This window comes from Roseovarius sp. MBR-51, assembly GCF_053628575.1.
In genome coordinates this window covers 211,310-237,147 of the sequence record NZ_JBRJGQ010000004.1, presented here as the reverse complement: position 1 = coordinate 237,147, position 25,838 = coordinate 211,310, and the positions used below count along the sequence as shown (strand labels likewise).

The following is a 25,838-nucleotide window of genomic DNA, read 5'->3' as shown; positions in this document are numbered from 1 at the left end:
GCGGCTCACGGGCATCGAACAGCATCTCATGGCTCAGCAACGGGACTGTTGCATTAACTCTTCTTGTCGGCCAGATATTGGCTTTTGAGGTTGAACATGCCGCGCAAGTCACCGTTCAAACATCATCGCTTTCCCCGTGAGATCATCCTTTGTGCCGTACGTTGGTATCTGCGCTATCCGCTGTCCTATCAGGACGTGGTGGATCGGCTTGCCGAGCGCGATGTCACGGTTGATCGCTCTACGGTGTATCGCTGGGTGCAAAAGTTTGGCCCGGAGATCACCAAACGAACCGAGAAGCATCTGCGCCGAGCGAGCGTCGACTGGCATGTCGATGAAACCTATATCCGCGTCGCTGGAAAGTGGCGCTACCTCTGGCGCGCTATTGATGCCAACGGCCAGATGGTGGATTTCCGCCTCACCACGCGGCGCGATGCGAAGGCGGCCAAAGCCTTTCTCAACAAGGCGATCGAGCGTGTCCGTCTGCATTGCCCGGTCACGATCTGTACCGACAAGGCGCAGGCCTACGCCCGAGTCATCCGTGAGATCAACTACCGCTCTGACCCGCATTTTAAAAGCATCCGCCACATTGATCGAAAATGGCGTAACAATCGGATCGAAAGCGATCATGCGGCGATGAAGCGGCTGCTAGGGTATCGCCAGAGCGTCCGCTCACTCCGAACGGCCAAAGCGACCCTAAGCGGGATAGAGACGATCCGAACCATCAAACGTGGCTGCATCCATTACAAACAACCCGGTGTCTTTGGCGAGATGGCGTTTATTGACCGCCTCTTCGACGCAGCCGCATGACCTCTGGTAATGAAAGGGCCCGCGACTATGCTCACCCGATTAACGCAACAGTCCCCTTTGAAAGGGTAAGGATATCCGGCACAACCCCGTCCCGCTCGAACGCGAACATTGTGCCGGTACGCCCCACCCCGGTCTGCGCCTCATCGAGGATCAGCAGCATCTCGCGCTCCTCACACTTGCGCTTCAACGCGGCTAGGTAGCCCTCTGGCAACTCGATGATCCCGCCCGACGACAGGATCGGCTCGACTATGAAGGCCGCAAGGCTGCCCGTCGACTGCGCGTCGATCAGCGCAAAGGCGTCGTCCAGCTCCGTCTGCCAGTCCAGGCTGCCATCGTGATGGGTGAAGCGCGGCCGATAGGCATCCGGCGCGGGGATCGCGAAAGAGCCGACCGTCACAGGACCGTACCCCTTGCGCGCTGCACTGTAGGTGGCCGAGGCCGCAGCCCCCGTCATGCCGTGCCAACTCTTGGTAAACGCCACGATCTCGTGCTTGCCGGTCACGCATTTCGCCAACCGGATCGCCGCCTCGTTGGCTTCGCCACCCGTCGACAGCGGCATAGTCTTCTCCAGCCCTGGCACCATGCGGCACAGCCGGCTGCATAGCGTTACCACCGCCTGTGAGAGCATGCCGCTGAAAAGGTGATCCAGCCGCCCTGCCTGCTCGCGAATTACCCGGACGACCTCCGGGTGCGAATGCCCCAGCAAGGCACGCATCTGCCCCGAGGTAAAATCGAGGATAGCCTTGCCGTCAGTGTCATAGACGAAACAACCCTCAGCGCGGTCGATGATCCGCCGTTCGAACACCGGGCCGTAGCGCATCACGTGGCTGTCCACATCGGACCAGAAAGCGGAGTGTCGGCTCGAGTCGGGCATTGCACCATGCCTTCGATGGAAAAAGTTGCGACAAGAGCTAACGCCGATTGACCTTCAAGTATAATTCATTCTACAGACCGCTGAATTGAGAAAACCTCATACGCCCGATCTCGACATTGCCTTTTTGCGCAGTTTCGTCACCGTGTCCCGGTCCGGCTCCATGCGCGACGCCGCCTTACGCATCGGACGTACGCAATCAGCGGTCAGCCTGCAGATCAAGCGGTTGGCGGACCTCGTGGGCGTGGAGCTCTTTCACCGCACCGGTTCCGGCGTCGCTCTCACAGTGGCGGCGGAGCGCTTCTTTCCCGGAGCCGAACGCGTCCTCGCCGCCCATGACGAAACGCTAGGATCGATCAGGCAGGACAACCTCCGCGGCTCGATCGTCTTCGGCTGCCCCGAGGATTACCTGACTACCTTCTTCCCCGACCTGCTGCGGCGCTACGGCGCCGCGCATTCCGGTTTCAAGATCGAGATCATCAGCGCCCCCACCGTCGAACTGCAGTCGCTCCTGCAACGCCGCCGCATCGACCTCGCGCTCGTGTCCCTGCCAGACACGGCGGGCCCGTCCGACGTCATCCGCTATGAACCGCTGGTCTGGATCGCGTCGACCGACGCGCCAGCCTTGCTGCAGGAGCCGATATTGCCGCTTGCCCTCGCCGCACCCGACTCCCTCGACCACATCGAGGCGCGCCGCGCGATGGATGCAAGTTCCCGTCCCTATTGCGTGGCCCACGCCAGCAACGGGCTCTCCGGCCTGGTGGCTATCGCGCGCTCCGGCCTCGCGGTCAGCGTGGCGACCCGCGCCGCCGTGCCCTGCGACCTCTCCATCATCAACAACGGATTGCCTCCTCTGCCCAAAATCGGCATCTCGCTCGCTTACGCCTCCACGCGATTGTCCCCTGCGATCCGCTCCTTCGGCAGCTTTGTCGCGCTGAACCTGAAGCAACGAGAATTTTGGTTTCTTTCGCGCAGATAAATCGGTGAAGTCGAAAATCGATACGGCCTTGAGACCTCATTCGACCATCCATGGTGGAAAGAGGTGTGCTCACCCCGCGAACTGAGGCGACGCAGATCTCGGCAGAATTCCCCGTCGAGGTGGACCGAACCCGTCTGGAAAACAGCCCTTGCAGATAGCGGAACGGGCACCTTCGGGCATTAGACGCCGTCGCCCGTTCCACACATTCAGTCTGACATGATCCAGCCCTGATTGGTGCATGACCCGCTACGCTGGGCGACTTCCAACTCTTCAGTTGGCGTCACAAGCGCGGTCAACATGGTGGATCACGCCCAAGATCCTGACGACGTCAGCACTCGCTTCGGTTTGGATCGCGGTCGCAGCGTTGCTCGCGCGCCCGATCGGTCATGATCTGGGCATTGAGCGCGGTCTCGCTGGTCAGGTTCTGCAGTTGGGCCCTCTCTAACCTTTCTGACGAAGAATAGTCGTCCTGCATGCACCCGGCTACCAAGACCGTGACTGCTGCCACGACGAAAAGGCGCGAAGTCGTTCGCAGACCGTGTGACAAAGAGATATCTTGCATTGAGTTTTCCTTTCGGGCTCTTGTTTGCTCGTGGTTGACGGCTGTCCGCATCGCAGCGAACCTCTGTCGCCGCGCAAGATGCAGCAGAAGATTGCAGGAACATGGCGCAGTTCAGAAATTGCCGGCCGTTGCCGAGTTCTCGCTGCGTCAACTGGCGGTCAGGAGGCTGGCGTCGGCCTTCTGGGCGTGCGGTCAGTCCTTGGGATCGCCTGAGCGGGCGCGAGTTGACGGCGTCGGATCAGACATCCTCATCGCGTTGCGCATTTCCGTGCCGTTCGGCGAAGACACCGGGCGACGTTCCTTCATGGCGGACGAAAGCCATCACAAAGGCGCCGGCCGAGCCATAGCCGACCCGATGCGCGATTTCGGCGTTGGTCAGGCCTCCGCGCGAGAGAAGGTCCCGCGCGGTCCCGACTGGAATGCCGACGCATTTACCGACGCGTCGGGAGCCAACGCGCTGCTGATGATCGCAGGCGTGGGCCACGGCCTTGGCGGTATCGCCGGTCTGGACGCAATCGAGACAGAGGCCGAAGTCCCCGACACGCTTGAAGCGACGCGGCGTCTGACGTTCGCCTGGCTGTCGAGAAGCCTCGGCATCGAGGCAGAGACAAGGGACAAGGGTCGAATGGCCTTGAGGGACGCCGCCGCGGATTTGGCAAGTCTGGCCGAAAAATGAGCCTCTCAGGCGGCGTCGATCTCGGGCACCTTCACATCGGCCAGCTTGCGTTGCCGGGCCATGATTTCGGTGTAGGACAAGCCAGGGTTCGCCTCGGCCAACATGCCGACCTTCATCCAGAACTCGGCCTGAGCGTTGATCGAACGGCACATGACGGCGCTCGACTTGCGCAGCTCCTCATGCAGGTCCTCGGCGATCTTGACGATGCCCATCCGGATCTCTCCTTTCCCCAATTATACGAATCATATACGAAACGCATATTCGGTGTGATGATCCGTCAATCGGGCGGCGCCGGCAAGAAGATTCACCAACAAAGAAGGGACATCGGGTGGTCACTTACATCAACGTCCCTGTCGCTCCGCCCGCGCAGAGCGCCCGGCGAACGGAACGCATCAAGCTCTACGGGCCGGACGCCTTCGCGGGCATGCGCCGCGCAGGGGCCCTGACCGCCCAATGCCTGGACGAGATCGCCGCCCTTGTCCGGGACGGAACTCCGCTGTCCGAGATCAACACCTTCGTGCTCGACTTCGCCGCAACGCATGGCGCCCGACCGGCTACCTTGGGCTACAAGGGCTATGAATACCCCTGCTGCACGTCGGTCAATCACGTGGTGTGCCACGGTACCCCCACGGCGCGAAAGCTGCGCGAGGACGATATCGTGAACGTGGATGTGACGCTTGTCCTTGATGGCTGGTATGGTGATGCCAGCCGCATGTACGCCGTGGGCAAACCCAAGAGAGCCGCCGAGCGGCTGATCCGTATCGCGCATGAGGCAATGATGCGGGGCATCCGGGCAGTTCGTCCCGGCGCTCGGTTGGGTGACATCGGTCATGCCATCCAGAGTTACGCGGCGTCGCAGCGGTGTTCCGTCGTCCACGACTTCTGCGGTCACGGCATCGGACGAGTCTTTCACGACTCTCCGAACATCCTGAATGTCGGCAGACGGAACACAGGACCCGAACTTCGGGAAGGGATGATCTTTACCGTGGAACCGATGATCAACCTCGGACGGCCTGACGTGAAGATGCTTGCCGACGACTGGACCGCCGTGACGCGGGACAGGTCATTGTCGGCGCAATTCGAGCATTCGATCGGGGTTACCGCGGAAGGATTCGAGATATTCACGCTCTCGCCCCAGGGCCTGCATGCGCCGGGGGTCGATCTGGCGGTTGCACAAACCTGAGCGATCTGAGCTCTTCGCAGGACTGCGGCGCGCAGTTGCCCATTCCCTACTCAGAAAATTCATGGAGCATCATCCACATGCAACCTTCGCTCGTCATCATCGCCCGACTGTTTGCCGTATCGCTTGGATTCGCAATGACATCGCCCGCGAGCACTCAAACAGGCGGCGATTTGGACACAGGAGAAATCATGCCGATAGAGGAAGAACTGACCGCATCGGGCCCGATTGGCCCCCTCAGGGGAACCTTGACCCTACCGACCGAGCGTGGGCCGCTTCCGGCGGACGTGCCGGTGTTTCTGGTCGTGCCCGGTTCGGGTCCCACTGACCGCGACGGCAATTCACCTCTCGGCATCGCGGCGGCGCCCTACAGACTGCTTGCCGAAGCGTTGGCCGAGCGGGGCTACCCATCGGTGCGCATCGACAAGCGCGGCATGTTCGGATCCGAGGGCGCCATTCTGGACCCGAACGATGTGACGATCGCAAGCTATGGCGACGATCTTCTTGCCTGGACGGCCGCCATCAGGAAGCGGCTGCCCGCGGAGGACTGCACGCGCTGCGTCATTCCTATTGGGCACAGCGAGGGCGGACTGGTCGCCTTGGCAGCAATTGCGCGCATGCCGGATGCTTGTGGGTTGATCTTGATCGCCAGCATTGGCCGACCCTTGAATGAGGTAATAGACGAACAGCTGCGCGCCAACCCCGCGAATACGCCTTTCCTGCAGGAGGCCGAGGCGGCACTCGCGACGCTAAAGCGCGGCGATAGGGTCGATGCGGGCACCATGAGTCCCGCCCTGCGGCCCCTTTTTGGCGCAGAGGTTCAGGGCTTCTTGATCGACGCAATGTCCTACGACCCTATTGAACTGGCTGCTCGTGTCGAGGTTCCCATGCTCATTCTGCAAGGCACGCGCGACCTGCAAGTCAGCGTGGCGGACGCACGTATCTTGGCAGATGCCACACCTGATGCGACCCTCGCATTGCTTCCAGACGTCAATCACGTCCTCAAGACCGTGGCATCCGAAGATCCCTCGGCGAACCTCGCGACTTACGCCAACACGACCATGCCGATTGCTCCTTCGGTCGTGGATGCGGTTGCGGACTTCGTTGACGCGATCAGGCAAGACTAGACCCAAGAGAAGCATCTCGCGACGCGCGGAGCAATCGCGTTCAACGCGTCGATCTGGAAACAGGTAGAAGCATGCTCATGCAAAGGGTTTCCTCTCGATCTCCGAAAACCGCTGATTGCAACGTGATTCAGGCAATTCCGGAGCTCACCGATACAGATCACGCGCTCGATATCGCCGGCGTCCGCGCCGGTCCGCTCTTACGCGTGGTCCACCAGACGATCGCGGTGATGACGACAAGCCCGGCGCTCGGCACGAGGTTGGCGGGGGTTCCGGCGATCTCACCGCGCCTGCTCAGGTCGCCTCCCAGGTCGAGATGGAGCGTCGTGGCCAAGACGATGGCGCTGACGTTGTAGACCGCGTGCAGCACGACGGCGACCTCAAGGCCCCCCGTCCTCCAGGTTATGATGGCCATTGCACCGAAAAGCACGAGATACGAGCCAAGGATGTAAGGGTCCAAGGTACCGTGAAAAAGCGAGAACAAGACCGTCGTGACAAAGATCCCTAGGATTGCGCCGGAAATGGGTCCGCGTGTCCAGCTGCCAACAACGCGGAACATCAAGCCACGAAGCCCGTATTCCTCACCAGCGGCAGCCAGCGGGGTGAGCGTCATACCGATGATGAAGAACGCGACCAAGTCCGCCGTGCTCCATGGGACCCTGGAACCGGGTGTCAGAAGAAATCCGACGGACATGACGATGAGGAGCAAGGGGCCGAATACAATCAACGCACGGCCGACCACCCCGAACCTGAATCGTCCTGCCACCGAATGCAGGGAGCGGGTGGGAATTCCATAGAGCCAGCGCTGAAGCAGCATGCTGTATGGAATGAGTAGAGCCAAAGCAAGGGCCCCCGCAGCGTGCATCAGGGGCGTGAAGCCTGTCCGCCCGAGGATATGGGTGTCGACCGTAGAGGCGACGGCGAGGCACAATTGCGCGAAAACAATAAGACCCGCAAATAGCAGGATGACCGCGACGAATCTTCGGCCGATCTTCCGTTTTTCGCCCGCGTAGACGCGATGGTATTCCAAGTCGGCAGGAACCCGAGGTACGCGTATAATCTCGTCAGGTTCCAGGAACCAACTCTCGCTCTTGCTACGCATTATCTTCCTTTCTTTCAGTCCACCCACGAGGAGCGTTATGCCGCGCCCTACGCAATCGCGGCCCGCTTTGGGCCCTTCGGATGATGTCCTCTGTGCAGTAGAAACCCGTTCGAGCACCCGTTGCATGTCAAGCTCGGCCCCAGCGGAAATCTGCGGGGTTGATACTCGTATCCAGATCCTGACCCCTTCGCCAAAACGCTTGGAAAGCATTCAACGTCGAGTTTTAGCCAATCATTGCAGAAGGGTTCGACCTTCAGATCTCAGAGCCGCTTTACAAAAAAGAGCCTTGCCTCGTTCTCAGGATAACCGTCGATCCGGCCAAATTCGCTGTAGCCCAAGCGCTTGTAGAACTCAGGTGCCTGAAACGAGAAAGTGTCGAGCCAAATGCCGTCCATCCTTCGCAGGCGTGCTTCCTGCTCGACACGCGCCATCAGCTGGCCACCGATCCCCTTGCCGCGGCCCTCCTCGGCCACTGCCAAGAGCTCGACGAACACCCACTTCAGATCAAGCGAAAAACGGGCAGCAAGACCACCGAGGTAACGACCGTCTTCATGCGCCTCGAATAACACCATCTCGGACTTGAATGATTTCCCGGCCGCCTTGGAATGTTGATCGAGTAGCGCCAAGATGCGTCCTCGTGCTTCATCCTCGGAACCATTGGCTGGATGGATTTCGGTCATTGAGGTGTCCTTTCATCGGTAATTGGCGAAAATCAGGAGATAGCTGCACCGGCAACCGGGACCGTGGTGATCCATTCACCCTCTGCCGGACGTATCGGTCAGGTAACCGGAATGTTGCGCAGCCTCTGAAAGCGAGGGCGCTCTTTACTGATTTGCTCAGTCGAATTCCCTGACCTCGAGCCCGGTCCAGTGGGCCGCAAAGGCCCACATGTCGGAGAACTCTGCGATCACCATGTTAGTTGGCTTGCCGGTCCCGTGCCCGGCGCGGGTTTCCACACGCAGAAGATGCGGCCTGTTCCCGATGTCGACGGCCTGCAACGTGGCCGCATATTTGAAAGAATGCGCGGGAACGACCCTGTTATCCGTATCCGACGTCGTGACAAGAATTGCAGGGTAGCGCGCACCCTCGCGGATTGTGTGGAGGGGCGAATACGATAGAAGGGTTTGGAACTCTTCCTCGATTGCAGGGCTGCCAAACTCCTCAACCCAAGTAACGCCGCTTGTAAAGCGTTCGAAACGCAGCATGTCGAGCACCCCCACCCCCGGCAGGGCTGCCGCGAAGAGGTCCGGTCTTTGATTGACGACGGCGCCGATCAGCAGTCCACCGTTGGACTCGCCATGGATCGCAAGCCCATCGGAAGGCGTGATGCCTTGGTTGATCAGATACTCGCTGGCGGCGATGAAGTCGTCGAACGCATTCTGCTTGTTGGCGCGCCGACCGGCATGGTGCCACGCTTGGCCGTACTCGCCACCGCCACGAATATTCGCCACTGCGTAGACGCCGCCCTGCTCGACCCAGGCCATGGCGGCTGGCGAGAAATGTGGCACCATGCTGATCCCGAAACCACCATAGGCATTCAGCATTGTCGGCGCCGGACCGTCAACGTCTTTGCGCCGAACGACAAACAGGGGCACCCGCGTGCCGTCCTGCGAGGCGTAAAAATGCGGCTCGACCGTGATCGTGTCGAGATCGACTGCGATTTCGGGTTCGGCCCAGACCGTCGTGCGGTTTGCATCGACGTCAAGGCGCAGGACGGTCAGCGGCGCATCATAACTGGTGAAGGCGAAGAAGGCCTCGTTCGCACCGGGACGGCCGCGGACGAGGCCGGTGCTGCCGGGCCCCGGTAGCGGGACGGTACCCTCGAACGCTCCATCTAGATTGTAGAGCTCGGCCTGCGACTGGACATCAATCGTGTAGGACAGGAGCATCCGGTCGCCCAGCATCGCGGATCCGCCTTCGCGCAAGACTGCATCGGGCCGTTCCGGGATCACTTCCGAAAACTCGGGCTGCGCCTCCGAGAGGTCCATTGTTACGATCCGACCCCGAGGCGCATCCTTCTGCGTTGCAAAGAAGAGTTTCGTGCCGACGTTGCCTAGCAAGAGCCAACGGTCATCGTAGCTTTCGATGATGGTATCAGGCGCGGGATCGGCGGAAGTCAGGTCCGTCACCGTGACCGCAACGCCCCCCGTCAGCGCGGACGTGTAGACGATCAGGTAACGGCCATCCGGCGTGACATCGACAGTATGCAACAGAGCTTGTTCCGCCGTCGCCACATGGATCAGCCGATCTTTCGACTGGTGCGAACCAAGTCGATGAAAATAGACGGCATGGCCTTCGACGCCGGCGCTGAAGGCTGCCCCTGCCTCGGGTTCGGGAAACCGGGAATAGTAGAACCCCGACCCATCAGGATGCCAGGCGATCGTGGTGAACCGCGCCCATTCCACCGTGTCGTCCAGGATCTCGCCTGTCGATGTCTTCTTCACCCGAATGGTCCGCCAGTCCGACCCGCCGTCCTGCATGGCAAAAGCCACGAACGCGCCATCGGGCGAGGCGGCCCAGTCGGCCAGCGCCACGGTGCCATCCTCTGACCAGGTGTTCGGGTCGATCAGGATACGGTTTGCGCCGTCAGCTCCTTCACGCACGAGAAGCTGCGCCTGGTTGTCGAGCCCACCGTTGCGTGTGAGGAAGTAGAGGCCGCCACGCTCGACGGGTGGGGTCAAAGTTTCGTGGTCGAACATCGCCGTCAGCCTGCGATGAAAGACATCCCGCCCGGAAAGACCCTCGAGATAGGGCGCTGAGACGGCGTTCTGCGCCGCAATCCATTGCGCGACCTCGTTATCCTGGCGCGGATCATTCTCCAGCCAGCGGAACGGGTCGGCGACAGTGACGCCGAAATGCACCTCTTCGGTATCGGTTTGACGTGTTTCCGGGTAGGTCATCGGTGGGTTCTCCTGTGCAACAGCCGGGGCGATGGACATGAGCAGCGCCGCGGCGGTCCCTCGAAGAAGGTGCATCGTCATCGAGCGCCGCCCCTGTCGCTCGGCCAGTTTTCGGCGCAATTGGCGGATGGTTGTGTCTCCGGCGGGCCGGCTGCTTTGTGCTGTCATGGTGATGTTTCCTTTACTTCTTTCGGACGCGCTGGCCTGAGTGGGCTGCCGCCGTCAGGCGACGGCGTCGCAGATCGGTAGTGTCGCGGTTGCCCGGATCGCCGAAATGATGCGGGCCGTCGCCTCCTCAGACGTCACGTGCATACCGCCGTTGATCACGGCCGCACTGATCTCTTCGTCCACCAGGCGCATCGCCGCTGTGATGGCAGCGGCGCAGAGCCTGACCTCGAAATCGTCCGCAGTCCGCGCCGCACGGTCGGCGACGACGCCGATTAGCTCCATCTCCGCAGCGTGACACGCCATGAGCCAGGCCGAGCGCAGGGCCGGCTCGCGATGCAGGATCGCGAGGATTCGGACAGCGGCAATGCTGTCCCGGACGAAGGCATCGTCAGAGACGAATGCCGTCATGGACCGGGCCAGGAATTGGTCGATGCTCTTGGTTTTCGGCCATTGGCCGAGCAGTGCCGCGAAGCGCAGTTCGCTGACTTTCAGCATCGGCTCGACGCAGGCTTCCTTGGATCGGAAGTATCGCCAGACAGTTCGCGTCGAGATGCCAGCCGCGGCGGCTATGTCGTCACCGCTGGTCGCATCAAAGCCCTTCTCCCAGAACAGCCTTGCTGCATGTCGGGACACGTCGAGCCGCGCGTCCTCTAGTCTCGATCCGTCTGTCACTCTGTGTCCTCTGTTCACTCACCATGATGCCATTGGGCGGTCTTTCACTTCCGGCAAGTGAGGAGTTGCGACTCACCCGCTCCAACGTGTCACTAAGTGACACGAGCACTAAATGTCACTTAGTGACAGTGAGCGCAAGAGGATAGCTATTCTTTTGGCTCGCCAGGCCCCACCATGATCAATAACTAAGCCAGATCATGCCCGCAGGCTGCGAGAGCCCTCAGATTGGGCGATCCCGAAGTGCTGGTAGATACAGCTGCTCGGCAGTGGTGCGTGAGGCCGGTTCTGCCGATGCAACCCGTAACCAGTTTCTGAAATCCCCGTGGCGGGTGTGGGCGGCCGATCCGCAGGCCATGTCAGGAAGTAGCTGCCGGCGGACAACATCGTCGAGAACGGCTGAACCAGCCGCCCTTCTGCAACGTGGCGCGTGAACATGTCCATGGGAAGGAGCGCCACGCCCCCGCCGTCCGATGCAATCTCGGCCATGGCCAGCGATGTGTCGAACATGGGACCGGTGAGCGGTGGACAGGGCGACCCCACCGCTGCGAACCAGCGCGACCACTCATCGCCGCGATAGCTCCGCAGCAGGACCTCGCGGCCGAGGTATTCAGGAGTCGCCAAATATTCGGCCATCGACGGCGCGCATAGCGGTGCGAGCGGCGCTTCGAGCAGCACGTCAGACTCAAGCCCGGTCCAGGAACTGCTGCCATAGCGGATCGCCATGTCGAGCCCTTCACGCAGGATCTCGACGCGGTTGTTGTTGGTCGAGATGCGAAGGTCAATCGACGGATGGTCCCGCCGGAATTCAGGCAAACGCGGCCAAAGCCAACCGACGGCAAAGGTCGTGACAACACCGATCTTCAACGTCTCGATGTGGCGATGTCCGGTGATGCGGTCGAGCGTCCGCGCCATCGCGTCGAAGCCGTGTTCCAGAACGGGGTAAAGCGCCCTGCCCTCATCGGTCGGCACCAATCCGCCGGATGCGCGCACGAACAATGTGACGCCGAGCCGATCCTCGAGCCTTGCCACCTGATGGCTGACCGCGGCTTGGGTGACGCGCAACTCTATGGCGGCGCGGGTGAAACTGCCCTGCCTGTAGGCCGCCTCGAACACGCGGAGTCCGTTCAGAGGCAGGTCCGGGGCGATCCATCGGCATTACTCCAGCTAATGTCGGGGGTGATACTTTGTCGTTTGATGGCCGTAAAGCAGCAAACTAAGGGGCAAGGCGTGACATCAATTAATGTCTCGTAAATTCCAGACCTTGATGGCCGCTCGTCATCACTCGCCTCGAGCAGGCGACGAACCAGTGCCGTGCGCCATCGTTTCAGACAAGGATGAACCCATGTTGACACATCCCGCTATGCTGCCTCTACTGGCTGCCGGGCTTTCCCTCTCACTGCTGACGGGCGCCCCTGCCTTCGGCCAGAACCCGGAACTGCATCTTGCCGCAACCATCGACCGCATCGAACAAGACCTCGACGCGCGCGTCGGACTTGTGATCCGCGACAGCACCTCAGATTGGTCCGTCAGCTATCGTGACGACGAACGCTTTCTGATGACCAGCACCTTCAAGACCATGCTGTGCGGCGCCGTCTTGCATCGCGTTGACGAAGGCGACCTCGACCTTGGCGAACGGATTGCGATCGAGGCGGCAGATGTCCTCGAGTACGCCCCTGTCACTGAAACGATGGTCGGCGACACGATGAGCGTGGGTGAGCTGTGTCATGCAGCCCTCGACATGAGCGACAATACGGCGACCAACCTGCTGATAGACCGAATTGGCGGACCGCAAAGCGTGACCGCATTTCTGCGCGAGATCGGCGATCCGATGAGCCGTCTGGACCGCCGCGAGCCGGAGGTGAACACCTTCGCGCCGGACGACCCGCGCGATACAACCACGCCCGAAGCGATGGCGTCGACGATGGAGAGGTTGCTGACGGGCGACGCCCTTACACCGCAATCGCGCGCGCAACTGGTCGACTGGATGAGCGAGGGTGGCGTCTCCGGCGCCCTGATACGCGCAAGCACTCCGGAAGACTGGCATGTCGCGGACAGGTCGGGCAGCGGCAATTTCAACCGCAACATCGTGGCGATGGTAACGCCTCCGGATCGGGAGCCCTACTTCATCGCAATCTTCCTGTCGGATGCAGATGCCGACTTCACCACCCGCAACGGCGCGGTGATCGAGTTGTCCGAAGCCGTCATGCAGGTCGTGACAAGCCGGTAAGATAGTCGCGGCCGCGCCCAACCTGGCGCGGCCCCCTCCACTGACGCAAGTCGAAGCGCGCAGAGACTTCCAGGCTGCGGTTTCGAGGCTCCGACCGCGAAATCGTGATCAGCCCGCACCGCGCCACTGGCGAACGTGGTCGATCAAAGCCCGCAGCTTGGGGGCCATGTGCTCTCGTTGCGGAAAATACAAGTAGAAGCCCGCAAATGGCGGCAGATAGTCCATCAGCAGCGGGACCAGCGCGCCACTATCCAGATGATCCCGCATGCAGTCGCGTGGCGCGAAGGTGATGCCGCCTCCCGCGAGCGCCACACGCAACATCAGACGCAAGTCGTTTGTCGTCACTTGCGGATCGACCATGACATCGAAGGGCTTGCCGTCCCGCTCGAATTCCCATCGCCACGGGGCCGTGTCGGGACCGGGCCGCCACCCGATGCAGCGGTGATCCAGAAGATCCTTTGGATGCTCCGGTGCGCCATGTTCCGCAAGGTAGCGGGGTGACGCCGCCGCCAATTCCGATTGCGGGCCGCTGACGGGCACGGCGATCATGTCCTGCTCGATCACTTCGCCAAGGCGAACACCCGCGTCGTAGCCATGCGCGACGATATCCAACTCGTCGTCCGTCACAGTGACGTCCAATGTGACCTTGGGGTGTGCTTCGGCAAAGCGCGCCAGCAAGGGCCCCGACAGGAAGTCCTCGGCGATGGAGGTGACGGCCAGCCGCAGCCTGCCACTGGGCGCGTCCGTACTCACCTCAAGCGCGTCCTGAACCGCCCCCAACGGCGCGCGGAGGCTCTCCACTAGCCTCTCCCCGGCCTCCGTCAGACGCACTGCGCGAGTTGTCCGCATGACAAGCTGCAGACCCACGGCATCCTCAAGCCGACGTATGCCTTGGCTTACGGCGGACCGCGTGACACCAAGCCGGTCCGCAGCGGCGCGGAAGTTCCGCTCCTCGGCGACAGCAAGCAGCAGCGGCAGCAGGTTCAGGTCCATCCGGCGCCTCCATTGTCGCGCAACGCTAACCACCCAGTTCAGCACTAGACTAATACCCTCTACAGCCGCCTTCGTCCATGTTGCTCCGTGTAATCAGGCTGAAAAGGAGAAAGCCATGGACAAGGTCATACTGATCACCGGAGCCTCGAGCGGCATCGGCGAAGGCATCGCCCGCGAGCTTGCGGCCCGGGGCGCGAAGGTGCTGATAGGCGCGCGCCGCACGGATCGGCTCGACGCCATCGCAGAGGAGCTGCGCGGCCACGGTGCCGAAGTCGCCACATGGTCGCTCGACGTCACCGACATCGGTTCCATGCAGGAGTTTGCGCAGACGGCGCTCAACCTGTGGGGCCGCATCGACGTGCTTGTGAACAACGCCGGCGTCATGCCCCTGTCGCCCATGTCCTCCCTCAAATTCGACGAATGGGCGCGGATGGTGGATGTCAACATCAAGGGTGTCTTGTGGGGGATCGGCGCCGTCCTGCCTATCATGGAACGCCAGGGCGAAGGCCAGATCATCAACATCGGCTCCATCGGCGCGTTGCAGGCCGTACCGACGGCGGCAGTCTATTGCGGCACAAAGTTCGCGGTGCGCGCGATCTCGGACGGGCTGCGCCAGGAAAGCACCTCGATTCGCGTCACTTGCGTCAATCCCGGCGTGGTGGAGAGCGAACTCGCCTCCACCATCACCCACGAGGAGACGCAGGCGCTTATGGGGGATTACCGAGCTATTGCGCTGAAACCGGCAGATATCGCACGCGCCGTAAGCCAGCTGATCGACGCCCCGGCGACCGTGGACACAACCGAAATCACCATCCGCCCCACAGCATCCGCAAATTGAGGTCCACCATGGAGAAGTCAATCATGCTCACCGCCGCCCTTCTGGCCATCGGCGCCGAATTCGTCCGCGCCGACCAGCACCCTTACGTCGGGATGTGGGTCACCGACGACAACCGTATCCGGCACGAAGCGCGTCCGGCGCTTCGTCGACAGTCATCCCTGGCCCGTCCGTGGCATATTCCAGCAGAATACCCGCCGGATCACGTACATAAAGCGACACAAAATACTTCCGGTCGTGAACGTCGGTCGGCCCATGACCTCTGAGCGAAAGGCGCATGGATCGAATGGCATCAGCATCCGGCGCGCGGAACGCTACGTGGTCCGGCACCCCTGCGCCGGCGACGGATGGCACGAAACCCGACACTTCCCGCACATCGACCGCATCTGTGTCGGACACCACACGTTGCGTCAGGCCCTCGCGCAGGCCCGGCTCATATCCAAATCTGGACAGAAACGATGCGGTCTCGTCCGCCCTGTCGGTCAAAACCGTAACGCCCCGCACCCGCGTGGGCGCATCAGCCAGCGCAGCCGCCGTCGGCATGTCGATGCCCACAAGCTTCACGATCAGCCCGTCGGGGTCTTTCAACCGCAGCACCGGTTCATTGAACTCGCGCGATGGCCCCTCGAACGGGACGTTGGCCGCGAGCGCTTTGGTCACCCAGTCACCCAAGGATCTGGGCGACACGGCAAGCGCCACCTCTGAGACCTGTCCGATGCCGGTCCGGCCCCGTCCCGACGCCTCCCACACGAGAAACGTCAGCAGCGATCCCGGACTGCCGATGCCGTCACCGTAAATCACGTGCAACTGTTCGGCATCCGTATACCCGCCGGTCTGTTTCACCAGCCTGAGGCCAAGGAAACCGGCGTAAAAATCCACATTGGCCTGCACGTCACCGGTAACGCCGGTGACGTGATGAATGCCAGTTACAGATTTCGTGCTAGGCGTCGCGCTCATTTTCCTGACCTCTTGCGTTGTATTTCTCTTTTGCCGGAACTACGAAAAATCCCTCGTAAAGTCTCGGACTTCCGTGGACTTGCACCGCAAAGCCTGCCGATCTTGCTGCCTTTCCGGTTTGTGCAGCACACGGCGTCTCCCAGACACATCTAACTTCGCTTTAGATCCACAGCCCGCATCCATTGACATACGCAGCGTATCTTCCCATTTCACATACGTTGCGTATCTAAAACAGTGGTATCCCTTCAACCTACGAAATCCCGAGGACAGAATGAAACTCGCAAACGAAGCAATTTTCCCCGCAGACCGCCATGCGCTTTACCAAGAACACGGCTATTCTGCAGCGATCAAATCAGGCGATCTGGTCTTTGTCTCCGGCCAGGTGGGCAGCCGCGAAGACGGCTCGCCGGAACCCGACTTCAAGAAACAGGTCGCGCTTGCCTTCCAAAATCTTCAGGCTGTGCTCAAAGCCGCCGGATGTACGGTCGACGACATCGTCGACGTCACCACCTTCCATACCGACCCGGACCCACAATTCGCGGACATCATGGAAGTACGGTCGACCGTCTTTGATCAGGCACCCTACCCGAACTGGACCGCAATCGGCGTGACCTGGCTTGCGGGGTTCGACTTTGAGATCAAGGTCATCGCCCGCGTTCCGGCACCGGCCTGATACACTCTCGTACGCCGCGCCATGACAGCGCGGCGTACGATGTTGTGCCGTGGACGAACTTTCAACCCTTACAACTGTTTGGGGCTTGTCCGATCCAGTTCCGCAGAGATCGGGATGAATTCTGCGTCATCACCGGGCGGAAGACGGAACGGCCCTTTGGTCCAGTCACCTGCTTTCCAGTCTTCCTTGGCCTGCTCGATGCGGTCTTTCGAAGAGGAAACGAAATTCCACCAGATATACCGCTTCTCGTTCATCGTGGCCCCGCCCAATGCCATCAACCGCGCGCCGGCAGGGCCCGCCTTGACCGAGATATGATCCCCGGGACGAAACACCATCATTCGCCCCTCGTCAAAGTGGTCGCCTGCAACTTCGATTGAACCTTGGGTAATATACAGCCCGCGATCCTCGTGGTTGTCTGGCAGAGGAAAGGCCGCGCCGGGCTCGAGAACCACATCAAGATAGAAGGTCTCGGATTGCATCGTGACGGGGCTGGTCTCGCCATAGGCCGATCCAAGGATCAGCCGCGCTTCAGCTCCGGTATCACGCAGCACCGGAAGCGCTTTTTCCTTGTGATGCTCGAAATCCGGCTCCATTTCTTCGCGATCTTCGGGCAGGGCGATCCATGTCTGGATGCCAAAGACCTTGTGGCGCGTCGCGCGTGTTTCGGCGCTGGTGCGCTCGGAGTGCGTCACGCCCTTGCCGGCGACCATCCAGTTCACCTCTCCGGGATAGATCATCTGATGCGTGCCGATGCTATCGCGGTGTTCGAATTCGCCATTATACAGATAGGTCACAGTGCCGAGGCCGATATGCGGATGCGGCCGCACGTCGATGCCGCCTTCGGTGATGAATTCAGCGGGGCCCATCTGGTCGAAAAAGATGAACGGCCCCACCATTTGGCGCTCTGGCGAGGGCAGTGCGCGCCGCACCTCGAAGCCCCCCAGATCGCGGGCGCGCGGAATAATAAGCGTTTCAAGCGCGTCGTTGCCAGTGGTTGGACATTCGGGGGTATGGGTCGGGTTCCAGCTCATGTAAGTCTCCTTTGCAGGTTGAGAGGGAGGTCTAGTGCGATCCGATATAGTGACGCACGCGGGGTGCATCCGGTCCTTGGTGCAGGCTGCGCAGGCTCCGGTGGGTGTCCATATCCGCAACGCTGACACGACCATGCTGTTCGAGGTGCTCGGCCCAACTCGGCAGATGAAAGGTCTCCAGCCAGAGAGCAGGCTCCTCGACGCCTTGGTGAACATACCACTGTGTGGCACCGTTGCGTAGCCGCTCTTTCGCGACCGCCTTCATTCGTTTTTGAAACTCCGCCGTGTCCTCGGGCCGGATGCGATATTCGACAGTGACCATCGCGGGCTGGTCACCACTTTGTGCACCTGCATGCGTCGGCGCTTCGGGCCAGACGGACGCCGGGCTGTGATCCAGCGCCTCGCCCTGACCGATCGTCAGGTTGCGCGTCAGGACAGCGCCGACGCCAAGGCCTACAGCGGCAATGAACAGAGCCGTTGCGATGGACGTCGCCGCCGCCACCTGCCCCCAAAGGATCGACCCCAGCGCCATTGAGCCGAAGAACACCATCAGGAACACGGCAAGCCCCCGCGCCCGGATCCAGTTCGGCAGGGCGGTCTGCGCAGAGACGTTGAAAGAGCTCAGCACGGCGATCCACGACATGCCACCCATGAACGCAGCCACCAGCAGGGCCACGGGAACTTGCGCCACAGCCATCAGGATCAGCGCAAGTGCCGTGCCTGCGGTGCCGATCCGCACGGTCGCGTCCGAGGAGGCGACCCGCTGGAGCCGGGGCAAAAGCACGGCACCCGTCACCGCCCCCGCCCCGATCAGTGCCATCAGCGCACCGTAAAGCGTCGCTCCGCCGCCTTCGGCACTGCGCGCGATCAGCGGCAACAAGGCCCAATAGGCCGAAGCAAACAAAAAGAACGCCGCAGCCCGCACGACAGTGGCCAGCATCGCGGGGTTGTGGCGGACATGGCGCAGGCCGGTCGCCATGTCAGACAAGAGCGATCCGGTCGGACGTCGCCGTTCGGTCTTCTCGGGCCGCCAGAGCGCCAGTGCCGTGAGAATGACCAGAAAGCTGAGGGCGTTGACGGCGAAAGGTGCGGCAAGGCCGACGCTGGCGATCAGCGCCCCAGCAATTGCCGGACCGATGGCGCGCGATATGTTGATGCCCATGGAGTTCAGCGCGATGGCAGGCTTCAACTGCTCGCGCGGCACCAGTTGCGGCACGATGGCCTGCCATGCAGGGGCCATAAAGGCAGCACCCGTTCCAATCACCAGCGTAAAGACGATCAGCAGCACCGGCGTCATCGCCTCTAACCAGACCAGCACGGTCAACAGGCTGACAACGACCAGCAGCCCCATATTGATCCCCAGCAGCATCCGCCGCTTGTCCAAACGGTCCGCCAATGCTCCAGCCAGCAGGGCAAAGCAGAACACCGGCAGGGTCGTCGCCGCCTGCACCAATGTGACAACCGCAGGGCTGGGATCGAGCGTGGTCATCAACCAGCCCGCGCCCACATCGTGCATCCACGTGCCGATGTTGGAAATCAACGTTGCGGTCCAAAGCAAGACAAAGGCGGCTTGACCGAAGGGCGCATAGGCGCTGACCGCTAAGGGAGCGTTACCACTGGATAACATCGGCCAGCTCTTCGCGGTGTTTCATGGCATGGGCCCGCACAAAGGGACACAGCGGCACGATGCGCTGACCCTTGGCGCGCGCGTCCGCAATCAACTGTTCGGCCAGCGCCCGACCGACGCCGGTGCCGCGCATGCTGTCCGGAACGTCGGTATGATCCGCGATCACAAGCGTGTCCGAGAGCTTGGAGGTGGTCAGGTCAGCCTCGCCGATCTTGCCCTCAACGGTTGCCGCATAGCGGCCCTTGCTGTCTGTCTCGGTATAGGTGATTTTTGGTGATGTCATGGATACGTGTCCTCTTGGAGTCTGATCAGTATCGCCGCGGCGATCAGCCCGCCGATCAGGCCCATGTTGGCCGTGAACGCTGCGAAATTCGGAAGGAAGGCGTCCTGTGGCATGCTCCAGAAATGATGAGCAAGAACCGACGCTGCCCCTGAGAAGAGCACCAGCATGGCGGCCCCGACAGACGCAAACAGTCCAGTGATCAGACTGATGGAACCGCCCAGTTGCACCAGAACCGTCATGGCGGCGACGAAGACAGGCAAGGGCAGACCCATAGCGGCGACCTCGGCCACGGTGCCGTCAAAATCGGCAGCTTTGACCAAGGCACTGGCCCAGAAGGGGCATGTAATAACCACGTTGGTCGCGGTCACAAAGGCACGGCTCAGGTACATTGATCTGCCCCCTGTCCAGCGGCGCGCTCCCCGCGCCCGCCCGTGTTCAAACCGCAAAGCATGCACATCCCAATGCCCCCCAGAACGCCGATGCGTCGCGTACAGGTATCGGATTGGCCCATGCGATGCCGTGGCTGTGGCCGTGCAGGCCACAGCCGTTAGAGCAGCCGTCATGACAAGCGCGCATGTCCATCGAGGCGGGTGCCAGCGATGCCTGCCGTTGCGCCGGGCTGGCAAACTGTGCGTTGGCGGCCCAGTCAGGGCTGGCGGGTGGCAGCGGCGGGTTGTGGTCGGCAAAGTCGCCCTCGGCAAAGACCACCTTGCCGCCGACCACGGTCATCACTGACGTAATTCCGCGCAACTTGCCATCGGGCACGTTCATCAGATCGTCGGACAACACCGCAAGATCACCGTACATGCCCACCGTCAGGCGACCCTTGACCGATTGCTCGCCCGAGAACCACGCCGAGCCGGTGGTCCAAAGCGCCAAAGCTTCCTCGCGGTTGAGCAGTTTGTCATCACCGTAAAGCGTCGTCCCTCCCACAGTCTTGCCCGTCGTCAGCCAGTGCATCGAAACCCAGGGATCGTAGCTGGCGACGCGCGTGGCGTCGGTGCCTGCGCCCACGGGCAGACCGGTGTTCAGCATCTCGCGGATCGGCGGTGTGGCGTCGGCGGCCTGCGCCCCGTAGCGGTCCACGAAATATTCACCCTGAAACGCCATGCGGTGCTGGGTGGCAATGCCGCCACCCAAGGCCTTGATGCGTTCGATGTTGCGGGTGCTGATGGTTTCGGCGTGGTCGATGATAAACCGCGTCTTGAACGGCGTGGTGCCGTTGACCCGCTCGAACACGTTCAGGAACCGGTCGATGGTCTCGTCATAGGTGGCATGGATGCGGAACGGCCATTCGTTCGTCGCCAGCAACTCCACGATCCGCTCCAGTTCCTCCTCCATCACCGGCGCGGGATCGGGGCGCGGCTCCAGAAAGTTCTCGAAATCAGCCGCCGACCACGCAAGGTTCTCCCCCGCGCCGTTCATCCGCAACCAATCGTCACCAGCCCCCGGTTCGGTCATGCCAATCCAGCGCTCATAATCCGACAGTTCCTGTCCTGCGGTCTGCGCGAAGAGGTTGTAGGCCACACGCAGCGTCATCTCGCCCGCGTCGTGCAGCGACTGAATGACATCATAGTCCTGAGGATAATTCTGACCGCCACCGCCTGCGTCAATCACCGATGTGACGCCCAGACGGTTCAACTCGCGCATGAAATGGCGGGTCGAGTTCTTTTGGTCCTCAATGGCCAGCTTCGGCCCCTGCGCCAGCGTTGAATAGAGGATCAACGCCGATGGCCGCGCAATCAGCATGCCAGTGGGGTTGCCCTTGGCGTCGCGGGCAATCTCTCCACCGGGAGGGTTGGGCGTGTCCTTGGTAAAGCCGAGCGCCCTGAGCGCCGCGCGGTTGAGAAGGGCTGCGGCGTAGAGATGCAGCACGAACACCGGCGTGTCCGGAGACGCGTCGTTGATCTCGTCCAGCGTGGGCATCCGTCGTTCTGCAAACTGGAATTCCGACCATCCGCCGACGACCCGCACCCACTGCGGCGCGGGCGTGTTGGCGGCCTGCTTGCGCAGCATCGCCAGAGCGTCAGAGACCGATGGCACGTTTTCCCAGCGCAGTTCCATATTGTAGTTCAGACCGCCGCGGATCACATGGGTGTGGCTGTCGTTCAGACCGGGGATCACCCGGCGGCCCCCAAGGTCGATGACCTTGTCCACATCATCGCCATGCAGCCGCATCACATCTGCATCCGTACCGACAGCGGCCACCTTGCCGTCAATGATTGCGATCGCCGTGGCGTCGGGCGTGTCGGGATCAAGCGTGGTGATCTTGCCGTTTCGCAAGATGAGCGTGGTGTCGGTCATGGTCTCTTCCTGTGCGCAGGCAAATCGGGGATGGATCAGGCCAAGGGCCGTGGTGGCCCCCAGACCCGCCAGGACGGTGCGGCGGCGTGTAGACATGATGTTCTCCAGCTTCAGAAGATCGGGCCGCCGAAGCGTGCGCCGCGGCAGCCAGAGTGACTTACTTTGCGGCTACCGGATCAAGACGTTTGCCGGTGTGTTGACTGCGGCTAGGGGCCTTGTGAACCATCGTATAAGCGTAATCGACGCCCATGCCGTAGGCACCCGAATGCTCGCGAACCAATGCCATCACGGCGTCATAGGTGTCGCGGTGTGCCCAGTCGCGTTGCCATTCCAGCAGCACCTGTTGCCACGTGACCGGCACAACGCCCGCCTGAACCATCCGGTCCATTGCTCGGTCATGCGCTTCAAGCGTGGTGCCGCCCGACGCGTCCGTGACCATATATATCTCGTAGTCAGTGTCGTGCAGGCAGCTGAGCGCAAAGGTGGTGTTGCACACCTCGGTCCACAGGCCCGACACCACGATTTTCTTGCGACCGTTGGAGGCATTCTTGGCCAGCGCGTCACGCACTTTCTGGTCGTCCCATGAGTTCATCGAAGACCGCTCCAATAGCGGTGCTTCGGGAAAAACGTCCAGGAGTTCGGGATAGGTGTGGCCCGAGAAAGCATCGGTTTCGACTGTGGTGATTGTGGTCGGAACATCAAAGATCTTTGCAGCTTTGGCCAGACCCACTGTGTTGTTCTTCAACACCTGACGGTCAATCGACTGCACGCCAAAGGCCATCTGCGGCTGGTGGTCGATGAAGATCAGTTGGCTGTTTGCGGGGGTAAGAACTTCGGTTTTGGACATGTTCGTGGTCTTTCTTCGGTTTTGACAAGGACGGATTTCAGGTTTCGATGAATGCCAGCAGGTCGGCGTTCAGCACATCGGCGTTCACGGTCAACATGCCGTGCGAAAAGCCGGGATAGGTCTTGAGCGTGCCGTTCGGCAGCAGCTTGACCGCCAGTTCCGCCGATGCGGCGATCGGAACGATCTGGTCATCCTCGCCGTGCATGATCAATGTGGGGACGCTGATCGCCTTCAGGTCTTCGGTCTGGTCCGTTTCGGAAAAGGCCTTGATGCCGTCGTAATGCGCTTTGGCGCTGCCGGTCATGCCCTGACGCCACCAGTTCTGGATCACGCCGTCATGAACCGTGGCCCCCTCGCGGTTAAAGCCGTAGAACGGGCCCGCTGGAACATCCCGAAAGAATTGCGCGCGGTTGCCTGCGAGTGCTGTGCGGAACCCGTCGAAGACCTCCATCGGCGTGCCATCCGGGTTGCTGTCGGTTTTCAGCATCAGGGGCGGGATTGCGGCGACCAGAACCGCCTTGGCCACGCGGCCCGCCGGCTCACCGTGTTTCGCAACATAGCGCGCCACTTCGCCGCCGCCTGTCGAATGGCCGATATGGACGGCGTTGGTCAGATCCAGCGCTTCGGCCACCGCAAAGGCGTCTGACGCGTAGTGGTCCATATCGTGACCTTCGGACACCTGCGCCGACCGGCCGTGGCCGCGACGGTCATGGGCCACGACGCGGTAGCCTTTCGATACGAAGAACAGCAGTTGCGCATCCCAGTCATCCGAACTGAGCGGCCAGCCGTGGTGAAATACGATAGGCTGCGCATCTTTGGGGCCCCAATCCTTGTAAAAGAGTTCGGTGCCGTCCGTTGTCGTTACATAACCCATGGTCAGATCTCCTGTTGAAGGGTCAAGGGGGGCCGGGCCCGCAGCAAACGCGGGACCGGAAAGGGAAAGCGCGGCTGCAAAGGTTGATCCGGTGATCATCACCTCGCGGCGGTTGAAACTGAGGCTGGGGTGCGATTGATTGTCCGGTTTCATCCCGCGTTCTCCGATGGTGGTGTTTTAAGGTCACTCGCCGCATCACGGCATTGAGGAAGCCGCCCAAACAGATGCGGGCCGCAGTGATGATTGAACCACGTCAGATTGACGCTGTTTCCAGACATGACCTGCCGCAGCAGCGGCACGGTCTGCTCGCCGATCAAGATGCCCAACAGGCCCACCAGTGCGATCACCGGCGGCGCAGGCGAACGGACGTTCAAAAAGCTGTAGATCGCACCGACCAAAATCCCCACAGCCAGTGATAATAGGTAGATTTTCATGGTGACTTCGCTCCCGTTGTTGCTGGCCTTGCCTTGCAGATCATCCGGAACCCGCGCCTCCTGAGTGTCGCGTGGCCCTCATTTTTGAATGAAACGGCTCAAGATTGCGCCCGCGCGGTCATCGCGCGTGAAGCGCCCACGCCGCCGTATCCCATCGCCGCCATCGGCTTGCGGACCCATTCCTGATAGGCCTGATCCAGCGCGTTTCTCTGGGCACCGGTGATCGAGCGGTTGTGCTCTGACGTCAAGAAAACGAAGCCGTCGAATTTGGCCAGTTGTTCCTCCCAGGCCCCTGCCTGCGGATCTTGTGAGAGTATCCAGAGGTTCGAAGCCGGCTCATCGAAAAACGGCAAGTTCTGATCCCGTAGATCCAGAACATCAAACGTCATATCGTCACGCGCCTGCGCCTTCTCCTTGAGCCAGGCTGCGGGTTTGTCCGCAAAGCGCAACGCGCGGTTCGATCCGAGAATGATGGCACTATGTGGTTTGGGCATGTTGCAATTCCTGGCTGTGATGCCCACTGCAATTCGGATCGCTGACTGTAATCAGGCTCCTGGCAATGAGTTGTTGAATCCTCTTGGTGAAATCAAGATAACAGGCCTTCAAAGCCATTTCGGCGCATCCTTTGCTGCTATGGTGCTGGGCTTGCGACTTCTGTCGGAGAGTCATCATAGTTTTGCCTCTCAGACTCATCCGACCTCCGATTACCTGACGGGTGCCTAACGTCGGTGGTCAGATTTGAGGGAAATCTCCCTCCGGCCTGGACCCCTTGCAACGCCTCTGTCTCCGTCCTGCTCCTCGCGGAATGCTGGAAGGGTGCCCACTAGAAAGTGGCGCGTGCCGCCAGTGCTGGCGTAGGGAGAGGCATCGACGGCTGAGCGGCCAACTCAGCGTCTCAGAGCGCTCTGCGAAGGCGCCCTCGACAGCCAGCGGCCCATCATCGCTGCGGCATAAGATGGGCCAGCCACTCTCGGCTAGTGTTGCGGACGACACGCAAAGCTGCTGACGGGCCCAGAGATGCAAAAATCCAGTTGGAGAGGCTCATGCACCCGCGCTCGTCTGCCTGATGTCCTGTCCCACTCACAGGTTGCGTCGCCGGTTGGCTTGAACATACTCGAACAGCGCCGTGAGTGCGGTGGATTTCTGGTGCCCGCCTATGAGGTAGAAATGATAGCCGGACCAGAGCGGGCAGAACTCCATCAGACAGGCGTCGAGGCGACCCGCCTATCAGACTGTCGATGGCAAAGGCGTGCCGTTCGCAGGAGGAAGCGTCACCGCGAGCCTTCGAGACCTTGGGCGGCTGGGAATGCTTTTGCTGAACGGTGTCGTGCTCAATGGTGAGCGCCTTTATCCCGCCGAGATGGTTGCATCGATTTCATCGGGTGGCGATCCGTCAAGATTTACCGGCCCCCCAAGCATGCCGAACGGCAGCTAAACCAGCCAATGGTGGGTGTTCCACAATGATCACGGTGCCTATGCTGCCCGTGGGGGTCACGGGCAAACGATCTATATAGACCCGACCGCACTGATGGTGATTGTCCGCGTCGCTTCCCACTTGCAGGCACAGAATGGCACCATTGACCCATCCACGCCACTTGGGGCCACGCGCCATAGCATCTTCAAAGGCGTCCTATAGGTCGGAGGGGCGATCCTCGCACATGGTCTTGAGGAGGACCGCGGCTTGCTGGAGGTCTGTCTCATTATTGAAGGAT

General features: G+C 61.2%; 28 protein-coding genes and 1 pseudogene. 9 read left to right on the top strand and 20 right to left on the bottom strand.

Annotated elements, in window-relative coordinates:
* The first annotated feature begins 96 nt into the window (after window positions 1–96).
* Window positions 97–807 (top strand): IS6 family transposase, encoded by a 711-nt coding sequence (locus ACSSVY_RS07630; RefSeq protein WP_454268809.1) that lies wholly within the window; start codon window positions 97–99, stop codon window positions 805–807.
* Between the two features lie 31 nt (window positions 808–838).
* Here the strand turns inward: ACSSVY_RS07630 and ACSSVY_RS07625 are convergent, their stop codons facing one another.
* Complete coding sequence (locus ACSSVY_RS07625; RefSeq protein ID WP_454268808.1) at window positions 839–1,681, bottom strand: aminotransferase class III-fold pyridoxal phosphate-dependent enzyme; 843 nt, start codon at window positions 1,679–1,681, stop codon at window positions 839–841.
* Window positions 1,682–1,766: 85 nt separating this feature from the next.
* Between ACSSVY_RS07625 and ACSSVY_RS07620 the strand changes: the two genes are divergently transcribed.
* Window positions 1,767–2,657: a LysR family transcriptional regulator gene (locus tag ACSSVY_RS07620; protein WP_454268807.1), complete on the top strand. Its 891-nt coding sequence runs from the start codon at window positions 1,767–1,769 to the stop codon at window positions 2,655–2,657.
* Window positions 2,658–2,985: 328 nt separating this feature from the next.
* On the opposite strand, the gene ACSSVY_RS07615 is transcribed toward ACSSVY_RS07620, so the two are convergent.
* Entirely contained in the window at window positions 2,986–3,219 is a 234-nt protein-coding gene (locus ACSSVY_RS07615; RefSeq protein WP_454268806.1) for a hypothetical protein, read from the bottom strand.
* Between the two features lie 238 nt (window positions 3,220–3,457).
* Window positions 3,458–3,703 (bottom strand): helix-turn-helix domain-containing protein, encoded by a 246-nt coding sequence (locus ACSSVY_RS07610; protein WP_454268805.1) that lies wholly within the window; start codon window positions 3,701–3,703, stop codon window positions 3,458–3,460.
* Between ACSSVY_RS07610 and ACSSVY_RS07605 the strand changes: the two genes are divergently transcribed.
* Window positions 3,683–3,895: a hypothetical protein gene (locus ACSSVY_RS07605; RefSeq protein ID WP_454268804.1), complete on the top strand. Its 213-nt coding sequence runs from the start codon at window positions 3,683–3,685 to the stop codon at window positions 3,893–3,895. The two genes, ACSSVY_RS07610 and ACSSVY_RS07605, sit on opposite strands and share 21 nt — an antisense overlap.
* A gap of 5 nt (window positions 3,896–3,900) precedes the next feature.
* Here the strand turns inward: ACSSVY_RS07605 and ACSSVY_RS07600 are convergent, their stop codons facing one another.
* Window positions 3,901–4,107, bottom strand: coding sequence for a ParD-like family protein (locus ACSSVY_RS07600; protein ID WP_454268803.1), 207 nt, complete (start codon window positions 4,105–4,107; stop codon window positions 3,901–3,903).
* Window positions 4,108–4,223: 116 nt separating this feature from the next.
* Between ACSSVY_RS07600 and map the strand changes: the two genes are divergently transcribed.
* Both map and ACSSVY_RS07590 read left to right on the top strand, forming a co-directional pair.
* Window positions 4,224–5,078, top strand: a complete 855-nt coding sequence (gene map / locus ACSSVY_RS07595; protein ID WP_454268802.1) for a type I methionyl aminopeptidase — start codon at window positions 4,224–4,226, stop codon at window positions 5,076–5,078.
* Between the two features lie 35 nt (window positions 5,079–5,113).
* A complete protein-coding gene (locus tag ACSSVY_RS07590) occupies window positions 5,114–6,202 on the top strand; it encodes an alpha/beta hydrolase (RefSeq protein WP_454268801.1) in 1,089 nt (362 codons plus the stop codon).
* A 157-nt stretch (window positions 6,203–6,359) separates the two neighbouring features.
* Here ACSSVY_RS07590 and ACSSVY_RS07585 read toward each other — a convergent pair whose 3' ends face one another.
* From ACSSVY_RS07585 to ACSSVY_RS07565, 5 genes are all read right to left on the bottom strand, one after another.
* Window positions 6,360–7,301, bottom strand: coding sequence for a CPBP family intramembrane glutamic endopeptidase (locus ACSSVY_RS07585; protein WP_454268800.1), 942 nt, complete (start codon window positions 7,299–7,301; stop codon window positions 6,360–6,362).
* Between the two features lie 260 nt (window positions 7,302–7,561).
* Entirely contained in the window at window positions 7,562–7,981 is a 420-nt protein-coding gene (locus ACSSVY_RS07580; protein WP_454268799.1) for a GNAT family N-acetyltransferase, read from the bottom strand.
* Window positions 7,982–8,137: 156 nt separating this feature from the next.
* Entirely contained in the window at window positions 8,138–10,369 is a 2,232-nt protein-coding gene (locus ACSSVY_RS07575; protein ID WP_454268798.1) for a prolyl oligopeptidase family serine peptidase, read from the bottom strand.
* A gap of 54 nt (window positions 10,370–10,423) precedes the next feature.
* A complete protein-coding gene (locus tag ACSSVY_RS07570) occupies window positions 10,424–11,041 on the bottom strand; it encodes a TetR family transcriptional regulator (RefSeq protein WP_454268797.1) in 618 nt (205 codons plus the stop codon).
* A 195-nt stretch (window positions 11,042–11,236) separates the two neighbouring features.
* Window positions 11,237–12,154, bottom strand: coding sequence for a LysR family transcriptional regulator (locus ACSSVY_RS07565; protein WP_454268796.1), 918 nt, complete (start codon window positions 12,152–12,154; stop codon window positions 11,237–11,239).
* Window positions 12,155–12,383: 229 nt separating this feature from the next.
* On the opposite strand from ACSSVY_RS07565, the gene bla reads away from it, so the two are divergent.
* The gene (gene bla, locus ACSSVY_RS07560) at window positions 12,384–13,268 is read left to right on the top strand and encodes a class A beta-lactamase (protein ID WP_454268795.1); all 885 of its coding nucleotides are present in this window, start codon (window positions 12,384–12,386) and stop codon (window positions 13,266–13,268) included.
* 108 nt (window positions 13,269–13,376) lie between these two features.
* On the opposite strand, the gene ACSSVY_RS07555 is transcribed toward bla, so the two are convergent.
* Entirely contained in the window at window positions 13,377–14,261 is an 885-nt protein-coding gene (locus ACSSVY_RS07555) for a LysR substrate-binding domain-containing protein (protein ID WP_454268794.1), read from the bottom strand.
* Window positions 14,262–14,376: 115 nt separating this feature from the next.
* Here ACSSVY_RS07555 and ACSSVY_RS07550 point away from each other — a divergent pair, with 115 nt between their 5' ends.
* Complete coding sequence (locus ACSSVY_RS07550; protein WP_454268793.1) at window positions 14,377–15,099, top strand: SDR family oxidoreductase; 723 nt, start codon at window positions 14,377–14,379, stop codon at window positions 15,097–15,099.
* 126 nt (window positions 15,100–15,225) lie between these two features.
* On the opposite strand, the pseudogene ACSSVY_RS07545 reads toward ACSSVY_RS07550, so the two are convergent.
* Window positions 15,226–16,053, bottom strand: a pseudogene (locus ACSSVY_RS07545) (VOC family protein); the annotation flags it as partial.
* A 271-nt stretch (window positions 16,054–16,324) separates the two neighbouring features.
* On the opposite strand from ACSSVY_RS07545, the gene ACSSVY_RS07540 reads away from it, so the two are divergent.
* On the top strand, window positions 16,325–16,726 hold the full coding sequence (locus ACSSVY_RS07540) for a RidA family protein (RefSeq protein ID WP_454268792.1): 402 nt from the start codon (window positions 16,325–16,327) through the stop codon (window positions 16,724–16,726).
* Between the two features lie 68 nt (window positions 16,727–16,794).
* On the opposite strand, the gene ACSSVY_RS07535 is transcribed toward ACSSVY_RS07540, so the two are convergent.
* The 9 genes from ACSSVY_RS07535 to ACSSVY_RS07495 form a co-directional block, all read right to left on the bottom strand.
* A complete protein-coding gene (locus tag ACSSVY_RS07535) occupies window positions 16,795–17,757 on the bottom strand; it encodes a pirin family protein (RefSeq protein ID WP_454268791.1) in 963 nt (320 codons plus the stop codon).
* 31 nt (window positions 17,758–17,788) lie between these two features.
* The gene (locus tag ACSSVY_RS07530) at window positions 17,789–19,384 is read right to left on the bottom strand and encodes an MFS transporter (protein ID WP_454268790.1); all 1,596 of its coding nucleotides are present in this window, start codon (window positions 19,382–19,384) and stop codon (window positions 17,789–17,791) included.
* Window positions 19,368–19,667, bottom strand: coding sequence for a GNAT family N-acetyltransferase (locus ACSSVY_RS07525; RefSeq protein ID WP_454268789.1), 300 nt, complete (start codon window positions 19,665–19,667; stop codon window positions 19,368–19,370). Before ACSSVY_RS07525 ends, ACSSVY_RS07530 begins: the two co-directional genes overlap by 17 nt.
* Window positions 19,664–20,056 carry a DoxX family protein gene (locus ACSSVY_RS07520; RefSeq protein WP_454268788.1) on the bottom strand — a complete coding sequence of 131 codons (393 nt, stop codon included), beginning with the start codon at window positions 20,054–20,056 and terminating at the stop codon, window positions 19,664–19,666. Before ACSSVY_RS07520 ends, ACSSVY_RS07525 begins: the two co-directional genes overlap by 4 nt.
* A 46-nt stretch (window positions 20,057–20,102) precedes the next feature.
* Window positions 20,103–22,067, bottom strand: coding sequence for an amidohydrolase (locus tag ACSSVY_RS07515; RefSeq protein ID WP_454268787.1), 1,965 nt, complete (start codon window positions 22,065–22,067; stop codon window positions 20,103–20,105).
* Window positions 22,068–22,128: 61 nt separating this feature from the next.
* A complete protein-coding gene (locus ACSSVY_RS07510; protein WP_454268786.1) occupies window positions 22,129–22,818 on the bottom strand; it encodes a hydrolase in 690 nt (229 codons plus the stop codon).
* Window positions 22,819–22,855: 37 nt separating this feature from the next.
* Window positions 22,856–23,845, bottom strand: coding sequence for an alpha/beta fold hydrolase (locus ACSSVY_RS07505; RefSeq protein ID WP_454268785.1), 990 nt, complete (start codon window positions 23,843–23,845; stop codon window positions 22,856–22,858).
* A complete protein-coding gene (locus tag ACSSVY_RS07500) occupies window positions 23,842–24,126 on the bottom strand; it encodes a XapX domain-containing protein (protein WP_454268784.1) in 285 nt (94 codons plus the stop codon). The genes ACSSVY_RS07505 and ACSSVY_RS07500 overlap by 4 nt, the downstream gene beginning before the upstream one ends.
* Window positions 24,127–24,224: 98 nt before the next feature.
* Entirely contained in the window at window positions 24,225–24,620 is a 396-nt protein-coding gene (locus ACSSVY_RS07495) for an NADPH-dependent FMN reductase (RefSeq protein ID WP_454268783.1), read from the bottom strand.
* Here ACSSVY_RS07495 and ACSSVY_RS07490 point away from each other — a divergent pair.
* Window positions 24,619–24,849 carry a hypothetical protein gene (locus ACSSVY_RS07490; RefSeq protein ID WP_454268782.1) on the top strand — a complete coding sequence of 77 codons (231 nt, stop codon included), beginning with the start codon at window positions 24,619–24,621 and terminating at the stop codon, window positions 24,847–24,849. The genes ACSSVY_RS07495 and ACSSVY_RS07490 overlap by 2 nt on opposite strands.
* The last annotated feature ends 989 nt before the right edge of the window (window positions 24,850–25,838 follow it).

What these genes read in the sequence shown, in the direction of transcription:
- ACSSVY_RS07630 (WP_454268809.1), top strand. Translation starts at nt 97, where the DNA reads ATGCCGCGCAAGTCACCGTTCAAACATCATCGCTTTCCCCGTGAGATC.
- ACSSVY_RS07625 (WP_454268808.1), bottom strand. Translation starts at nt 1,681, where the DNA reads ATGCCCGACTCGAGCCGACACTCCGCTTTCTGGTCCGATGTGGACAGC.
- ACSSVY_RS07615 (WP_454268806.1), bottom strand. Translation starts at nt 3,219, where the DNA reads ATGCAAGATATCTCTTTGTCACACGGTCTGCGAACGACTTCGCGCCTT.
- ACSSVY_RS07605 (WP_454268804.1), top strand. Translation starts at nt 3,683, where the DNA reads ATGATCGCAGGCGTGGGCCACGGCCTTGGCGGTATCGCCGGTCTGGAC.
- ACSSVY_RS07600 (WP_454268803.1), bottom strand. Translation starts at nt 4,107, where the DNA reads ATGGGCATCGTCAAGATCGCCGAGGACCTGCATGAGGAGCTGCGCAAG.
- ACSSVY_RS07585 (WP_454268800.1), bottom strand. Translation starts at nt 7,301, where the DNA reads ATGCGTAGCAAGAGCGAGAGTTGGTTCCTGGAACCTGACGAGATTATA.
- ACSSVY_RS07580 (WP_454268799.1), bottom strand. Translation starts at nt 7,981, where the DNA reads ATGACCGAAATCCATCCAGCCAATGGTTCCGAGGATGAAGCACGAGGA.
- ACSSVY_RS07575 (WP_454268798.1), bottom strand. Translation starts at nt 10,369, where the DNA reads ATGACAGCACAAAGCAGCCGGCCCGCCGGAGACACAACCATCCGCCAA.
- bla (WP_454268795.1), top strand. Translation starts at nt 12,384, where the DNA reads ATGTTGACACATCCCGCTATGCTGCCTCTACTGGCTGCCGGGCTTTCC.
- ACSSVY_RS07555 (WP_454268794.1), bottom strand. Translation starts at nt 14,261, where the DNA reads ATGGACCTGAACCTGCTGCCGCTGCTGCTTGCTGTCGCCGAGGAGCGG.
- ACSSVY_RS07550 (WP_454268793.1), top strand. Translation starts at nt 14,377, where the DNA reads ATGGACAAGGTCATACTGATCACCGGAGCCTCGAGCGGCATCGGCGAA.
- ACSSVY_RS07540 (WP_454268792.1), top strand. Translation starts at nt 16,325, where the DNA reads ATGAAACTCGCAAACGAAGCAATTTTCCCCGCAGACCGCCATGCGCTT.
- ACSSVY_RS07535 (WP_454268791.1), bottom strand. Translation starts at nt 17,757, where the DNA reads ATGAGCTGGAACCCGACCCATACCCCCGAATGTCCAACCACTGGCAAC.
- ACSSVY_RS07530 (WP_454268790.1), bottom strand. Translation starts at nt 19,384, where the DNA reads ATGTTATCCAGTGGTAACGCTCCCTTAGCGGTCAGCGCCTATGCGCCC.
- ACSSVY_RS07525 (WP_454268789.1), bottom strand. Translation starts at nt 19,667, where the DNA reads ATGACATCACCAAAAATCACCTATACCGAGACAGACAGCAAGGGCCGC.
- ACSSVY_RS07520 (WP_454268788.1), bottom strand. Translation starts at nt 20,056, where the DNA reads ATGTACCTGAGCCGTGCCTTTGTGACCGCGACCAACGTGGTTATTACA.
- ACSSVY_RS07515 (WP_454268787.1), bottom strand. Translation starts at nt 22,067, where the DNA reads ATGTCTACACGCCGCCGCACCGTCCTGGCGGGTCTGGGGGCCACCACG.
- ACSSVY_RS07510 (WP_454268786.1), bottom strand. Translation starts at nt 22,818, where the DNA reads ATGTCCAAAACCGAAGTTCTTACCCCCGCAAACAGCCAACTGATCTTC.
- ACSSVY_RS07505 (WP_454268785.1), bottom strand. Translation starts at nt 23,845, where the DNA reads ATGAAACCGGACAATCAATCGCACCCCAGCCTCAGTTTCAACCGCCGC.
- ACSSVY_RS07500 (WP_454268784.1), bottom strand. Translation starts at nt 24,126, where the DNA reads ATGAAAATCTACCTATTATCACTGGCTGTGGGGATTTTGGTCGGTGCG.
- ACSSVY_RS07490 (WP_454268782.1), top strand. Translation starts at nt 24,619, where the DNA reads ATGTTGCAATTCCTGGCTGTGATGCCCACTGCAATTCGGATCGCTGAC.
- ACSSVY_RS07495 (WP_454268783.1), bottom strand. Translation starts at nt 24,620, where the DNA reads ATGCCCAAACCACATAGTGCCATCATTCTCGGATCGAACCGCGCGTTG.